Source organism: Cupriavidus sp. FW305-27 (assembly GCF_058787995.1).
The window spans coordinates 32610-47537 of sequence record NZ_JBYTAG010000057.1; the positions used below are offsets into that span (position 1 = coordinate 32610).

Annotated in this window: 11 protein-coding genes; 4 read left to right on the forward strand and 7 right to left on the reverse strand. The window is 66.7% G+C overall.

Going from position 1 to position 14928, the window contains the following annotated elements; translation table 11 throughout:
* Positions 1-51: 51 nt before the first annotated feature.
* The 6 genes from nadC to purN form a co-directional block, all read right to left on the reverse strand.
* Positions 52-915 carry a carboxylating nicotinate-nucleotide diphosphorylase gene (gene nadC, locus AC3WRI_RS24410; protein ID WP_439668226.1) on the reverse strand — a complete coding sequence of 288 codons (864 nt, stop codon included), beginning with the start codon at positions 913-915 and terminating at the stop codon, positions 52-54.
* On the reverse strand, positions 912-2066 hold the full coding sequence (nadA, locus tag AC3WRI_RS24415) for a quinolinate synthase NadA (protein ID WP_010814983.1): 1155 nt from the start codon (positions 2064-2066) through the stop codon (positions 912-914). The genes nadC and nadA overlap by 4 nt, the downstream gene beginning before the upstream one ends.
* Before the next feature lie 127 nt (positions 2067-2193).
* The gene (locus AC3WRI_RS24420) at positions 2194-3384 is read right to left on the reverse strand and encodes a DesA family fatty acid desaturase (RefSeq protein WP_010814984.1); all 1191 of its coding nucleotides are present in this window, start codon (positions 3382-3384) and stop codon (positions 2194-2196) included.
* 385 nt (positions 3385-3769) lie between these two features.
* On the reverse strand, positions 3770-5176 hold the full coding sequence (locus tag AC3WRI_RS24425; protein ID WP_010814985.1) for a mechanosensitive ion channel family protein: 1407 nt from the start codon (positions 5174-5176) through the stop codon (positions 3770-3772).
* Between the two features lie 65 nt (positions 5177-5241).
* Complete coding sequence (locus tag AC3WRI_RS24430) at positions 5242-6642, reverse strand: RsmB/NOP family class I SAM-dependent RNA methyltransferase (RefSeq protein ID WP_010814986.1); 1401 nt, start codon at positions 6640-6642, stop codon at positions 5242-5244.
* Complete coding sequence (gene purN, locus AC3WRI_RS24435; RefSeq protein WP_037023529.1) at positions 6639-7307, reverse strand: phosphoribosylglycinamide formyltransferase; 669 nt, start codon at positions 7305-7307, stop codon at positions 6639-6641. Before purN ends, AC3WRI_RS24430 begins: the two co-directional genes overlap by 4 nt.
* Before the next feature lie 257 nt (positions 7308-7564).
* Here purN and AC3WRI_RS24440 point away from each other — a divergent pair, with 257 nt between their 5' ends.
* On the forward strand, positions 7565-8224 hold the full coding sequence (locus AC3WRI_RS24440; RefSeq protein WP_011615962.1) for a response regulator: 660 nt from the start codon (positions 7565-7567) through the stop codon (positions 8222-8224).
* 14 nt (positions 8225-8238) lie between these two features.
* Here AC3WRI_RS24440 and AC3WRI_RS24445 read toward each other — a convergent pair whose 3' ends face one another.
* A complete protein-coding gene (locus AC3WRI_RS24445) occupies positions 8239-10053 on the reverse strand; it encodes a hybrid sensor histidine kinase/response regulator (protein ID WP_010814989.1) in 1815 nt (604 codons plus the stop codon).
* 227 nt (positions 10054-10280) lie between these two features.
* Between AC3WRI_RS24445 and AC3WRI_RS24450 the strand changes: the two genes are divergently transcribed.
* From AC3WRI_RS24450 to lspA, 3 genes are all read left to right on the forward strand, one after another.
* Positions 10281-11276 carry a bifunctional riboflavin kinase/FAD synthetase gene (locus AC3WRI_RS24450; RefSeq protein ID WP_492294252.1) on the forward strand — a complete coding sequence of 332 codons (996 nt, stop codon included), beginning with the start codon at positions 10281-10283 and terminating at the stop codon, positions 11274-11276.
* A gap of 124 nt (positions 11277-11400) precedes the next feature.
* Complete coding sequence (gene ileS / locus AC3WRI_RS24455) at positions 11401-14295, forward strand: isoleucine--tRNA ligase (RefSeq protein WP_010814991.1); 2895 nt, start codon at positions 11401-11403, stop codon at positions 14293-14295.
* On the forward strand, positions 14295-14822 hold the full coding sequence (gene lspA / locus AC3WRI_RS24460) for a signal peptidase II (protein ID WP_492294254.1): 528 nt from the start codon (positions 14295-14297) through the stop codon (positions 14820-14822). Before ileS ends, lspA begins: the two co-directional genes overlap by 1 nt.
* The last annotated feature ends 106 nt before the right edge of the window (positions 14823-14928 follow it).

The window sequence follows — 14928 nt, forward strand, 5'->3', positions numbered from 1 at the left end:
CGGGGTGGCGCCGCAAGGCCCCACCCCGTTTTTCTGGTATCGCGCGAAGCGTCAGCCGATGATCCGCAGCGAATAGTCCGTCGCCCGCACGTCCTTGGTCAGCGCACCAACCGAGATCCGGTCCACGCCGGTTTCGGCAAAGGTGCGGATAGTATCGGCATTGACGCCGCCCGACACCTCCAGCAGCGCCCTGCCCCGATTGATCCTGACCGCATCCTGCATCATCGGCACGGTGAAGTTATCGATCAGCACCGACTTCGCACCGGCCGCAAGCGCTTCTTCCAGTTCGGCCAGCGTTTCCACCTCGATCTGCACCGACGCCCTGGTATCGAGCGCCAGCGCCGCCTGCATGGCCGCGCTGATGCTGCCAGCCGCGGCGATATGGTTTTCCTTGATCAGGATGCCGTCGTACAGCGCCAGCCGCTGGTTCTCGCCGCCGCCGATGCGGACCGCGTACTTCTGCGCCAGGCGCAGGCCCGGCAGCGTCTTGCGCGTATCCAGCACGCGCGCGCGGGTGCCGGCGATCAGGTCGGCATAGCGGCGCGTGGCGGTGGCCACGCCCGACAGCAGCTGCAGGAAATTCAGCGACGGGCGCTCCGCCGTCAGCAGCGAGCGCGCCGGGCCTGTGATCTCGCAGACCACCGAATCGTGCGCCATGCGGGCACCTTCCTGCTGCAGCCAGTGCACCTCGAGCGCCGGGTCGACCGCGCGCATGCAGGCATCGAACCACGGCTGGCCGCACAGCACTGCGGACTCGCGCACGATCACGCGCGCGCGTGCCGCCTTGGCCGCAGGCACCAGCAGGCCGGTCAGGTCGCCGCTGCCGACATCCTCGTCAATGGCGGCCTGCACATTGGCTTGCAGCGCTGCCTGCAGCGCCGGACCGTAGCTGTCGAAAATCGAATTCACGCTCATGCCGGGCCAATCCCCTTGAACAGCGCCTGTTCCTTGGCCAGGTCTGCCGACGGACGCACATTGCGCTTCTGCGCGGCGGCGAAGTCCAGCATGCGGTTGATGCAGGTCACCGCCTGGCGCCCGATCACCGGGTCGACATGGATCTCGTTGCGGCCGGTTTCCAGCACCTCGGCCAGGTTGGTGAGCGCGTTCATGGCCATCCACGGGCAGTGCGCGCAGCTCTTGCAGGTCGCGCTGTTGCCGGCCGTGGGCGCTTCAATGAAGTGCTTGCCGGGCGCCGCCATGCGCATCTTGTGCAGGATGCCGTTGTCGGTGGCGACGATGAACTCGGTCGCGTCCAGCTTCTGTGCGGCCTCGATCAGCTGCGAGGTCGAGCCGACCACATCGGCCTGCGCCACCACGTTTTCCGGCGACTCAGGGTGCACCAGGATCTTGGCGTTGGGGAATTCGCGGCGCAGCAGGTCCAGCTCGATGCCCTTGAACTCGTCGTGCACCAGGCACGAGCCCTGCCACAGCAGCATGTCGGCACCGGTCTGCTTCTGGATATAGCTGCCCAGGTGCTTGTCCGGCGCCCACAGGATCTTCTTGCCCTGCGCATGCAGGTGCTCGACGATCTTCAGGCCGATGCTGGAGGTCACCATCCAGTCCGCGCGCGCCTTCACGGCGGCGCTGGTGTTGGCGTAGACCACCACGGTGCGGTCCGGGTGCGCATCGCAGAAGGCGGCGAACTCATCGGCCGGGCAACCCAGGTCGAGCGAGCAGGTCGCGTCCAGGTCCGGCATCAGCACGGTCTTCTCGGGGCTCAGGATCTTGGCGGTCTCGCCCATGAAGCGCACGCCCGCCACCACCAGGGTCCGGGCCTCGTGGTCGCGGCCGAAGCGGGCCATTTCCAGGGAGTCGGAGACACAGCCGCCGGTTTCCTCGGCCAGGTCCTGCAGGTCGGCGTCGACGTAATAGTGCGCCACCAGCACCGCATTGCGTTCCTTGAGCAGGCGGCGAATACGCGTCTTCAGGGACTGGCGCTCGTCGGGTGTCAGCACCGGCGGCACCTTGGCCCAGGCATGGGCCACGCAGCTGCTGCCAGTGGCGTTTTCGGCATCCGCCAGGTTCGGCTTTTCGAACTCGACGGTCTTGATCGATTGTGGGGTCATCTCCGGTACTCCTCTAGACCTTCGCCAGCAAGGATGCGGCCCGGCCAGAATATTGGGGAGTTTATCTAAAACAAAAGCCCCGCCATGGGCGGGGCTTTGTCAAACCATACGGCGCGGCCGGATTGTATCAGGCGTAGCGGCGCAGGCGCAGCGAGAAATCTTGCAGCGCCTGGATGCCGCTGGCCTCGGCACGATGGCACCAGGCCTGCAGCTGCTGCAGCAGCTGCTCGCGCGTCAGGTTGGAACGGCCCCAGATGGCGGCCAGTTCACGGCGCATTTCGACGAAGGTCTGCAGCGCCTTGTTCTGTTCAACGATACTTGCCAGCTGTTCGCGCTGCGGCGCGGCCAGCTTGGTTTCCTCGCGGTGGAACCACTTGCTGGCGGGCTTGAAGCTGCGGTACTCGGCCACGCGGCCTTCCTTGAGCTTTTCCAGTTCCTGGCGGAACGCGCCCTTGACGGCCTTGGCGTAGCGCGCCATCACGTCATAGCGGTTGGCGATGATCGCTTCCAGCGTGTTGTGGTCAACCGGGCGGGCTTCCACCAGGCGTGCCTTGGGCGGGGTCTTCTTGACCTTGGCCAGGCCGACTGCCTGCATCGCGCGGATATAGCCCCAGCCCACATCGAACTCATACCACTTGATCGAGAACTTGGCCGAGGTCGGGTACGTGTGGTGGTTGTTGTGCAGCTCTTCGCCACCAATGATCAGGCCCCACGGCGACACGTTGGTCGAGGCGTCCTCGCAATCGTAGTTGCGATAGCCCCACCAGTGGCCCAGGCCATTGATGATGCCGGCGGCATGGATCGGGATCCACAGCATCTGCACGGCCCAAACGGTCATGCCGATCACGCCGAACAGCGCGAGGTCGATGATCAGCATCAGGCCGACACCCTGCCAGCCGAAGCGCGAGTACACGTTGCGCTCGATCCAGTCATTGGGGCAGCCATGGCCAAACTTGGCGATGGTTTCCTTGTTCTTGGATTCGGCACGATACAGCTCCGCTCCCTCCAGCAGCACCTTGCGGATGCCGCGGGTCTGCGGGCTGTGCGGATCTTCTTCGGTTTCGCACTTGGCGTGGTGCTTGCGGTGGATGGCGGTCCACTCGCGCGTGACCATGCCCGTGGTCAGCCAGAGCCAGAAGCGGAAGAAATGCTGGGCGATCGGGTGCAGATCCAGCGACCGGTGCGCCATGCAGCGGTGCAGGAAAATGGTGACACTGGCGATCGTGATATGCGTCATCACGAGCGTGTAGATGACGATCTCCCACCAGGTCCAGTTGGCAAGGCCGTTGGCGGCCCAGTCAAGAATAGTGTCGAACAAACTGTTCTCCGTCGGTTAAACAGGGACTTTCCCGTGCAGCCCGGCGGGGCCGGTGCACGCAACGCGCAGAAAAAAGGCTGCGAATCCAAGTGATTGCGATAGCTTTCTGGCGCCTGCCACGGGACCCGAAGTCATACCGGGCTCCCAGGCACACGAGTCTCGCGCCGGCGCCGGGATGGCCTGCGCTGGCGGGACAAGGTACGAGCCGCTGCAATCTGGCGGCTGTCTGATGTGGGAGCGTGCGCTGCAACCTGAAGCTGCAACCCGCGACAACCCGGCATTCTACCGGATCGCGCGACGCGCAAGCATACGCTATTTCCCGGATTTGGACGGAGCGCCACAGTTTTCGTTCCGTGGGTGGCGCATGCTGCGCCCATCTTGCGGTCTATGCGGCACTCGCCGCATTCGCTGCATCCGCTACCGTCTTAGATGGGGGCAGATCGTTGCCGGGCAAGGGTGCCTCGCCCAGCACGCGGAGTTCACGCTGCGGATAGGGGATGGAAATCCCATGCTCGCGCAGCGTGCGCCAGATCGCGCGGTTCATCGCCGACTGCACCCCCAGCTTGCCGTTCTGCGGATCGGCCACGAAGACCGCAACCTCGTACTCGATGCCGCTATCGGCAAACAGCACCAGGAAAGCGGCGGGCTCCGGGTCGGGCAGCACGCGCGGCAGGTCGCGCACGCATGCGGTCAGCAGCGCGATCACCGTTTCCGGATCGGCGTTGTAGTCTGCCTGCACCCGGGTGGCCACGCGCACATTGGTGTTGGAGAACGAATGGTTCTGCACCGGCTGCGCCACCAGCTGCTCGTTCGGCACCAGGGTTTCGCCATCGCCGTTGCGCACCACCGTATAGCGGGTGCGGATCTGCGACACGATGCCGGTGTACTTGTCCACCGTGATCTGGTCGCCCAGCTTGACCGAGCGGTCCAGCAGGATGATGAAGCCGGAGATGTAGTTGCTGGCGATCTTCTGCAAACCCAGCCCCAGGCCCACGCCCAGCGCGCCGCCGAACACCGACAGCACGGTCAGGTCGATCCCCACCAGCGACAGGCTCAGCAGCAGCGACACCAGCAGTAGCAAGGCCTTGGAGATGCGCGTCAGCACCACCTTCAGGTTGCCGTCGAGGTTGGCCGAGCGCATCAGCCGCTCTTCCAGCCAGGAACCGAACCACAGCGCCACCAGCACCGTCAGCAGGATCCAGACCACCGCCATCAGGGTCTCGGCCAGGCTGATCTTCTGCTTGCCGCCGATCGCAAAGCGCACGCCCTGCATCCACGCCACCACGTCCGCCAGCACGCCCAGCACGTACAGCGCCATGCCGGCCCACACCAGCGTGGTCAGCACCTTCTCCACCAGCAGCAGCATGCCATGCAGCTGGCCACTGCCCGACATCACCCGGCGCAGCACATAGAAGGTGGAATTCAGGAAGGTGATGCCGAACAGCGGCACCAGCGCCAGGCGCAGCACGCTGATCGGGATCAGCGGCTCCAGCGCAAAGCGGGCGATCAGCACCAGCACCCATCCGGCCAGGGGGAACATGGCGCGCTCGAGGCTGGCGGCGGCAAAGCGCACGGAGAAGCTTGAGCCTTGGTAGCGCGCTTCAAGGCGCCGCACCACGAAGCGCGCCAGCGGCCAGGCCACCAGCAGGCAGCCGGCCAGCACCAGCAGCTGCCAGAAGAAGCCCGGCCCGCCTGCGTCGCGGATCAGGTCGTCCAGCATCTTGCCGAACATGGAGTGGGAGGCCTTCAGGTCTTTCAGGCCACCCAGGTCGGACAGGGTCTCACCGTTCATCGAGGAAACTCAGGGTTGGCGCGGCCGCCCGCGCGATCGGCAGGCGGCCCGGCAGGCACCGGCGCTCAGCTGGTGCGTTCCAGCACCGCGGCAAAGAAGCCGTCGGTCTGGTGCAGGTGCGGATACAGGGCAAACATGCCGTTGTCCGGCAGCCCGGTCACTTCGATCTTCTGCTCGGCCAGCACTTCGGCGGCCGGCACCAGGCGGAAGTTGGGGTGCGCAGCCAGGAAGTCGCGCACGATCTGCTCGTTTTCGGCTTCCAGCACGCTGCAGGTCGCGTAGACCACGCGGCCGCCGCCCTTCACCAGCCGCGCGGCCGAATCCAGAATCGCGCTCTGCTTGGCAGTCAGTTCCAGCACCGACTCCGGCGATTGCCGCCATTTCAGGTCGGGGTTGCGGCGCAGCGTGCCCAGGCCGCTGCAGGGCGCGTCGACCAGCACGCGGTCGGCCTTGCCGGCCAGGCGCTTGATCTTGGCGTCGCGCTCGGAGTCGATCAGCACCGGATGGACGTTGGACAGCCCGCTGCGCGCCAGCCGCGGCTTCAGGTTGGCCAGGCGCTTTTCCGATACGTCGAAGGCATAGAGCCGGCCGGTCGAGCGCATCGCCGCGCCCAGCGCCAGGGTCTTGCCGCCCGCGCCGGCACAGAAGTCGACCACCATCTCGCCGCGCCTGGGTGCGACCAGGTTGCACAGCAGCTGGCTGCCCTCGTCCTGCACCTCGACCAGGCCGTTGACGAAGATCGGCAACTGGTTCAGTGCCGGCTTGCCGGCCATGCGGATGCCGGCCGGCGCCATCGGCGTCGGCTCGGCGCCCAGGCCGGCGGCGTGCAGCTCGGCCAGCGCGGCCTCGCGGCTGGTCTTGGCCAGGTTGACGCGCAGGTCCAGCGGCGCCGGGCGCAGCAGCGCGTCGCCCAGGGCTGCGGCGAAGGCCTCGCCGTGGCCGCGCACCAGTTCGTCGTACAGCCACTCGGGCAGGTTGGCGCGCACGCGCGGCGCCAGGCTGGAGCGCTCGATCGTGGTCAGACGGTCCAGCCACTCGGCTTCTTCGGGATGCAGGAACGGCGTCAGCGTGTCGCGGCCCAGGGTCGCGGCCAGGCCCAGCAGCGCCAGCCGGCGCGAGGTCGCGCCCGTGCCGCTTTCGGCAAACTGGGCAAATTCGACGCGCCGGCGCAGCACCGCGTAGATGGCCTCGGCGATGATGCCGCGCTCGCGGTGGCCAAGCTTGCTGTTCTCGCGGAAGTAATAGCTCACCACGGCATCGGCCGGGCGCGCAAACAGCATGACCTTGCCCAGCAGGCGGTCGATATGCTGGATATGGGTGGCATGGAGGCCGCCATGCGAGCGGACCGGGGCACCGTTGGCATTGGGCGACTTGCGGATGGGGCTGCCCTTGCCCTTGCCCTTGCTGCGCGCGGGGGCATGTCCTTCGCTGCGCGGGGATCGGGTTCCTGCCTGGGTGCGACTCATGCCTTGACTCCTCCCGCCGGGGTATCGGCGGAGATGGCCATCAGCAATTGCGATTCGGCCGGGTTGATAACGTTGACTACGCCGTCCTGAAGTTGCAGGCGGTCCTCTACGAACCATTGCACGGCGCGGGGATAGATCACGTGCTCGCATTCGAGCAGGCGCGCGGCCAGGCTCTCGGGCGTGTCCGCCGGCCGCACATCAAGTGCAGCCTGAATCACGATCGGGCCATGGTCGAGTTCTGGGGTGACAAAGTGCACGGTGGCGCCATGCAGCTTGACGCCGGCGTCGAGCGCCTGCTTGTGGGTGTTCAGGCCCGGGAAGCATGGCAGCAGCGACGGATGGATATTCAGCAGCCGGCCCGCATAGCGGTCGACGAAGCCGGGCGTGAGTATACGCATGAAACCGGCCAATACCACCAGGTCGGGCGCGTGGGCGTCGATGGCCTCGGCCAAAGCCGCATCAAAAGCGGCACGGTCAGGGTGCTGGCGATGGTCGACCACGCCGGTTTCGATGCCATGCTGCTGCGCGAATTGCAGCCCGGCGGCGTCCGGCCGGTTCGACAGTACTGCCGCCACCCGGGCGGGCCAGCCGCCACCCGCGCAGGCACGGACGATGGCTTCCATATTGGAGCCTCGTCCGGAAATCAAGATGACAATTTTTTTCATCGCGCAATTCTACCAAGGCAAGGCGCTAAACTCTGGTAAAGCCAACGCATTACGTGCTTAATTCACGAGAATCGGACAGGGCGCGATGTCTCTAACATGTGACGGCATGCCCGTATACCCCCGATTGATGGATTGTGACGCTTCGCCCCCTCTGCTAGAGTGGGCGCTACGTCCACGCGCCAACCCTGTGCATGACACAGTGCTCGCCAAGAGCTGGTGACAACAAGGACGAAACGGGAATTTGAACGGGAATTCGCATGTCGAACGCTGCACCGACGTTGTTGGTGGTCGATGATCATCCTATGGCTTTGTCAGGCACTACGGCTTTCCTCGCCGAAGTCATGCCGGATGTGGCAGTCCATGCCGCCGGCAGTGCCCGCGAAGCCCTGACAAGCCTGCAGCAGGGTCTGCGCCCCGATATCGTGCTGCTCGATATCTGGCTGAACGATGGCACCGGCTTCGATGCCATGCAGTCGTTCAAGACCGTCATCCCCGGCGCACGCTTCATCTTCATGTCCGCCGAGGCCACCCCCGAGATCGTCGGCCGCGCCCGCGCGCTGTCGGCCTGCGGCTTCGTCGGCAAGCACCTTGATGCCAATGCCTTCACCGCCGCGGTGCGCAAGGTGCTGGCAGGCGACACCTCCTTCCCCACCGATGAGGCCCTGAACGGCCGCGCGCAGTCGTTCGGGCCCGCCCACGGCATTCCGGTCACGCCGGCCGAGCTCGGCCTGACGCCGCGCCAGGGCTCGGTGCTGGCGCTGGTGCTGGAAGGCCTGCCGAACAAGGTGATCGCGCGCCGCCTGGGGCTGACCGAGAACACCGTCAAGGAGCACGTGTCAGCCATCCTGCAGCGCCTGGGCGTGCGCACGCGCATGCAGGTGATGTCGCGCATGGAGCGGTTCCGCCTGCGCCAGTAACGCAGGCCGGTACCCTACGCCGGCCGCAGCCAGCGGCGCAGCAGCAGCCGCAGCGAAGCCGGGTCCACCGGCTTGGGCAGCACGAAATATCCCGCCTCTTCCGCCGCCGCCAGCGCGGCGGATTTCAGGTCGCCGGTCAGCAGCGCGCTGCGCGCCTGCGGCTGCGTGTTCTGCCAGCGCTCGAGCAAATCCAGTCCGTTCTCGCTGCCGGGCAGGCGCAGGTCGCAGAAGATGATGTCCGGGCGCAGGCCCTTGGCAAACAGCTTGTCGGCCTCGGCGCCGTGCGCGGCGCAGGCCACGCGGATGCCCCAGGCCTCCATCAGCGCGATCCAGGCCTTGCGGATCTGGCTGTCGTCGTCGACCACCAGCACCGTGCCCTGCAGGCGGTCGGGCTTGGCCTCTTCCGCCTGCGCCATCGCGCGCATCTCGCGCACGCTGGCCACGGTCTCGGCCGGCACCGTCGCCAGCGCGAACCAGAACACCGAACCCTTGCCCGGCACCGAGCGCACGCCATAGGTGCCGCGCATCAGGCGCACGCATTCCTTGAAGATGGCCAGCCCCAGGCCCAGGCCCTGCGACGGGTCGCGCTGCGGGTTATGGACCTGGTAATACGGCGAAAAGATGTCGGGCAGGTGCTCGGGTGTCACGCCGGCGCCGGTATCCCAGACTTCCAGCCGCACATGCTTGCGGCGCTGGCGCGCGGTCACCAGCACACCGCCGCGCTGGGTGTAGCGCAGCGCGTTCTGCACCAGGTTGAACAGGGCCCGGCGCAACAGCACCGGCTCGGCCATGGCGTAGAGCTCGTCGGGCACGCGCGGGGTCAGGGTCAGGCCGCTTTCGCGCGCATCGGCGGCAAACTGGCTCATCACGTCGCGAATCAGCGCGCCCAGCTCGCATGGCTCCAGCGTCGGCAACACCTTGCGCCCTTCCAGCTTGGACAGGTCCAGCAGCGAACGGAACAGGAGGTCGATGGTCTGGGTGCCCGCCGCCACCTGCTCCACCAGCGGATGCAGCGCCGACGACTGGTTGCGCGCGCGCAGCGCCTCCACCAGCATCACCAGCGCATGCACCGGCTGGCGCAGGTCGTGGCTGGCGGCAGCCAGGAAGCGCGACTTCTCCTCGCTGGCATGCAGCGCGCGCTCCTTTTCCTCCTGGAACTGCTTGGCCAGGCGGCGGCTGTCGCCCTCGAGCTGGATGGCGCGCACCAGCGTGACCTGCAGGTGCAAGGCATGGCGCGACAGCATCAGACCATAGATCACCAGCAGCACCTGCACATAGACGCCATGGCCGGGGAAGGCGAATTCCGCCATCAGGATATTGGGCACCAGGATCGGCACGCCGGCATAGACCAGGTTCGACGGCACCGGCGCCTGCGACACCGCGCCGCCTGCCAGCACCCCAAGGGTCAGCAGGTACAGCACGCTGGAGAACACGGCCGAGCCCGTATACAAATGCAGCAGCGCCGAACTGCCCCAGGTCACGCCGGTCAGGAAGGCAACCGCGCGCATATTGTTCCACCACTTGCGCGTGTGCGCGGAGCGGCTCATCGAGGCATGGTCGCGCTGGTAGCCGACATAGAACCACAGGCCGCCGACCGTCAGCAGCAGCATCACCGCGCACCAGCCGAGCAAGGCCGCGCGGCTCACGTCGTTCCAGAATCCCAGCGTGGTCAGCGCGGGCAGCAGCACCGAGGCCACGATCGCCGTGGGCGAGTTCTTGTGCACGATGGCCATCAGCTTGGCGCGCGTCTCGACGTCGAGCTGGGCGGTCGCCTGAGGCAGGACTCGGGGCAGGAGCCGGGAAAAGAACCGGTTGGGCAGCGCTTTCAAGTGTGGCTGGCTTGGAATGGGCGGATGTCGGGGGCAGCAGGTGCCAGCGCCGAAGTGAAGCCGAAGTGGGCCATATCATGCCGCCTTTTGCGGCATTGCGCCATGCCGCGAGGGCCGGTTGCGGCACAAAAACAGCAGCGCGGCACCGGCCGCGGGCGGCGGGAGCGGCAAGCGGACCCATTCGCCTTATAATGCTCGCTTTACCTGAAACGTTTCCCGCCGTCCCCGTGAAAGTCTTCCGCGGCCTGCCCAACGCCGAAAGCCGGGCGCCCTGCGCGCTCACCATCGGCAATTTCGACGGTGTGCATCGCGGCCACCAGTCGCTGCTCGCGCGTGCGCGTGCAGCCGCCGACGCACGCGGCCTGCCGCTGTGCGTGATGACCTTCGAGCCGCATCCGCGCGAGTTCTTCACCCCGGACAAGGCCCCCACCCGCATCGCGCTGCTGCGCGACAAGCTGGAAAGCCTGCGCCGCAACGGCGTGGACCGGGTGGTGGTGGAACACTTCAACGCCCACTTTGCCGCCCAGTCGCCGCAGGCGTTCGTTGAGAACGTGCTGTGGCACGGCATGCACGCGCGTTGGGTGCTGGTCGGCGACGACTTCCGCTTCGGCGCCAGGCGCGCCGGCGACTTTACCTACCTGCAGGAAGCCGGGCGCCGCTACGGCTTCGATGTCGAGCAGATGGGATCGGTGTCCGAAGGCGGCATCCGCATCTCCAGCTCTGCCGTGCGCCAGGCGCTGGCCGACGGCGATCTGGAGCATGCCCGGCGCCTGCTCGGCCACGGCTATGCCATCAGCGGCCACGTGATCCACGGCCGCAAGCTGGGCCGCGACCTGGGCTTCCCGACGCTGAACCTGCGCATCTCGCACAAGCGGCCGGCAGTCAGCGGCATCTTCGTGGTGCAGGTGCACGGCATCGCCGACCAGCCCCTGCCGGGCGTGGCCAGCATCGGCGTGCGCCCCACCATCGAGGACGCCGGCCGGGTGCTGCTGGAAGTCCACCTGTTCGATTTCAAAGAGAACCTGTACGGCAAGCTGGTGCGGGTTGAATTCATGAAAAAGCTGCGCGACGAAGCGCGCTTCGACAACCTGGACGAGCTCACCGCCGCCATCGCCAAGGACAGCGCCGATGCGCGCGCCTTCTTCGGCCTGACCGCCCCGGGCGCGGCCGAAGGCAGCGGCGGGCGCGACTTCGCCACCTCCGCCACCGACCGAATTAGGTAGCGGCCGGCGCCCGCCCGCACGCCAGTGGCGCGGGCCCGGCACGCACGCCGCCGCCCCAGTCTTTCCGCGCGCCCGCCGGCCTGCCGCCGCCCGCGCGCCAACCCGAATTGCCCTGAGAATCGAAATGCCTGACGACAAACGCGCCAAGCCCGAGAAAAGCAAATATCCGGTCAACCTGCTCGACACGCCCTTCCCGATGCGTGGCGACCTGCCCAAGCGCGAGCCGCAGTGGGTCAAGCAGTGGCAGGACAAGCAGCTCTACAAGAAGATCCGCGCGGCACGCAAGGGCGCGAAGAAGTTCGTGCTGCACGACGGCCCGCCGTATGCCAACGGCGACATCCATATCGGCCACGCCGTCAACAAGGTGCTCAAGGACATGATCATCAAGGCGCGCGGCCTGACCGGGCTGGACGCCGTCTACGTGCCGGGCTGGGACTGCCACGGCATGCCGATCGAGATCCAGATCGAGAAGAAATTCGGCAAGGGCCTGCCGGTGCAGGAGGTCCAGGCCAAGGCGCGCGCCTACGCCACCGAGCAGATCAAGCGCCAGATGGTGGATTTCGAACGCCTGGGCGTGCTGGGCGACTGGGACCACCCCTACCTGACCATGAACTACAGCAACGAGGCGGATGAACTGCGCGCACTCGGCAAGATCATGGAGAAGGGCTATGTGTTCCGCGGCCTGAAGCCGGTGAACTGGTGTTTCGACTGCGGCTCGGCGCTGGCCGAGGCCGAGGTCGAATACAAGGACAAGGTCGACCTGTCGATCGACGTGGGCTTCCCGTTCGCGCAAGCCGACAAGCTGGCACACGCCTTCAAGGTGCCCTTCGAGCAGCTCGACGGCAAGCCCGGCTGGATCGTGATCTGGACCACCACGCCATGGACCATCCCGAGCAACCAGGCGCTGAACGTGCACCCGGAAGTGGAATACGCGCTGGTCGAAACCCCGCGCGGCTACCTGATCCTGGCCACCGAGCGCGTCGAGGAGCAGCTCAAGGTCTACGGCCTGGAAGGCAAGGTCGTGGCCACCACCACCGGCGCGGCATTGTCGGAAATCCGCTTCCACCACCCGCTGGCCAGGATGGACGCGGGCTATGACCGCCTGTCGCCGGTCTACCTGGGCGACTATGTCACCACCGACACCGGTTCGGGCATCGTGCACTCGGCGCCGGCCTACGGCGTGGAAGACTTCCAGTCGTGCAAGGCGCACGGCATGGCCGATTCCGACATCATCAGCCCGGTGATGGGCAACGGCGTCTATGCCGGCACGCTGCCGCTCTTTGGCGGGCTGTCGATCTGGGACGCCAACCCGAAGATCGTCGAGGTGCTGCAGGCCTCGGGCAACCTGTTCAATTCGCACAAGTACACCCACAGCTACATGCACTGCTGGCGCCACAAGACGCCGATCATCTACCGTGCCACCTCGCAGTGGTTCGCGGGCATGGACGTGGACCCGGCCGACGAGAACGGCAAGACCGGCCCCACCCTGCGCGAGACCGCGCTGGCCGGCATCGACGCCACCGAGTTCTTCCCGGCCTGGGGCAAGCAGCGCCTGCACAACATGATCGCCAACCGGCCGGACTGGACGCTGTCGCGCCAGCGCCAGTGGGGCGTGCCGATGGCCTTCTTCCTGCACAAGGAAACCGGAGCGCTGCACCCGCGCACGCCGCAGTTGCTGGAAGAAGTGGCCAGGCGCGTCGAGCAGCATGGCATCGAGGCCTGGCAGACGCTGGACCCGGCCGAGCTGCTGGGCGACGAGGCCAGCCAGTACGAGAAGAACCGCGACACGCTGGACGTGTGGTTCGACTCCGGCACCACGCACTGGTCCGTGATCCGCGGCTCGCACCGCGACGACCTGTACGATCCGTCCGCCGATGAAGCCGATGGCCGCCTCGCCGACCTGTACCTGGAAGGCTCGGACCAGCACCGCGGCTGGTTCCACTCGTCGCTGCTGACCGCGTCGATGCTGTACGGCAAGCCGCCCTACAAGGCGCTGCTGACGCACGGCTTCACAGTCGACGGCGAAGGCCGCAAGATGTCCAAGTCGATCGGCAACACCGTGTCGCCGCAGGACATCTCGAACAAGATGGGCGCCGAGATCATCCGCCTGTGGGTAGCCTCGACCGACTACTCCGGCGAGCTGTCGATCTCGGACGAGATCCTCAAGCGCGTGGTGGAAGGCTACCGCCGCATCCGCAACACGCTGCGCTTCCTGCTGTCCAACCTGTCCGACTACGACCACGCCAGGCACGCGCTGCCGGCGTCGGAATGGCTGGAGATCGACCGCTACGCAGTGGCGCTGACCGCGCAGCTGCAAAAGGAAGTGCTGTCGCACTATGAGGCGTATGAATTCCACCCGGTGGTGTCCAAGCTGCAGACCTTCTGCTCCGAGGACCTGGGCGGGTTCTACCTCGATGTGCTGAAGGACCGCCTGTACACCACCGCGCCGGACTCCAAGGCCCGCCGCGCGGCGCAGAACGCGCTGTACCACATCACCCAGGCGATGCTGCACTGGATGGCGCCGTTCCTGTCGTTCACCGCCGAGGAAGCGTGGCAGATCTTCGCCCACGGCACCGAGCACACCGACACCATCTTCACCAGCACCTACTACGCGATACCGGAAGTCGACGATGGCGCCGACGACCTGCTGCAGAAGTGGCACACGCTGCGCGAAGTGCGCGCCGAGGTCACCAAGCAGCTGGAAGCGGTGCGCGTGGAAGGCGAGATCGGCTCGTCGCTGCAGGCCGAACTGACCATCCAGGCCGGCGGCCCGGTGCTGGACGCGCTGCAGAGCCTGGGCGACGACCTGCGCTTCGTGCTGCTGACCTCATCGGCCAAGGTAACGCACGCGCCCGAGGCCGGCGACCTGCTGGTCACCGTGACCCCGTCGACCCATGCCAAGTGCGAGCGCTGCTGGCACTACCGCGCCGATGTCGGCCACAACCCGGACCATCCGACCCTCTGCGGGCGCTGCGACAGCAACCTGTTCGGCGCCGGTGAACACAGGAGCCATGCCTGATGGCATCGACCACGTCCCGTTCCGCGCGCCCGGCACGCCGCAACAACAAGGCCGCCAGCACCACCCCGCTGCTGTGGATGGCCTTCGCGCTGCTGGTGGTGGTGCTCGACCAGTTCTTCAAGATCGTCATCGTGCGCACCTTCACCTATGGTGAATCGCGCCCGGTGACCGGCTTCTTCAACCTGATGCTGGTCTACAACAAGGGCGCGGCGTTCAGCTTCCTGGCCGATGCCGGCGGCTGGCAGCGCTGGTTCTTCACCGGGCTGGGCATCGTGGTGGGCGCGTTCATCGTGTGGCTGCTGTATCGCCACACCGGACAGCGGCTGTTCTGCTTTGCGGTGTCGCTGATCCTGGGCGGCGCGGTCGGCAACGTGATCGACCGCGTGGTCTACGGGCACGTGGTCGATTTCCTGGATTTCTATGTGCGCAACTACCACTGGCCGGCCTTCAACGTGGCCGACTGCGCGATCACGGTCGGCGCGGTGCTGCTGATCGTGGACGAGCTGCGCAGGGTGCGGCGCCACTGAGCGCCCTGATTGTGTTCCCCTCTCCCCTCACGGGGAGAGGCCAGGGTGAGGGGCGGTTCAGCAAGGCACCACGCCACCAGAACCGCCCGCCCTCACCCCCGGCCCC

What these genes read in the sequence shown, in the direction of transcription:
- nadC (WP_439668226.1), bottom strand. Translation starts at nt 915, where the DNA reads ATGAGCGTGAATTCGATTTTCGACAGCTACGGTCCGGCGCTGCAGGCA.
- nadA (WP_010814983.1), bottom strand. Translation starts at nt 2,066, where the DNA reads ATGACCCCACAATCGATCAAGACCGTCGAGTTCGAAAAGCCGAACCTG.
- AC3WRI_RS24425 (WP_010814985.1), bottom strand. Translation starts at nt 5,176, where the DNA reads ATGAACGGTGAGACCCTGTCCGACCTGGGTGGCCTGAAAGACCTGAAG.
- AC3WRI_RS24430 (WP_010814986.1), bottom strand. Translation starts at nt 6,642, where the DNA reads ATGAGTCGCACCCAGGCAGGAACCCGATCCCCGCGCAGCGAAGGACAT.
- purN (WP_037023529.1), bottom strand. Translation starts at nt 7,307, where the DNA reads ATGAAAAAAATTGTCATCTTGATTTCCGGACGAGGCTCCAATATGGAA.
- AC3WRI_RS24440 (WP_011615962.1), top strand. Translation starts at nt 7,565, where the DNA reads ATGTCGAACGCTGCACCGACGTTGTTGGTGGTCGATGATCATCCTATG.
- ileS (WP_010814991.1), top strand. Translation starts at nt 11,401, where the DNA reads ATGCCTGACGACAAACGCGCCAAGCCCGAGAAAAGCAAATATCCGGTC.
- lspA (WP_492294254.1), top strand. Translation starts at nt 14,295, where the DNA reads ATGGCATCGACCACGTCCCGTTCCGCGCGCCCGGCACGCCGCAACAAC.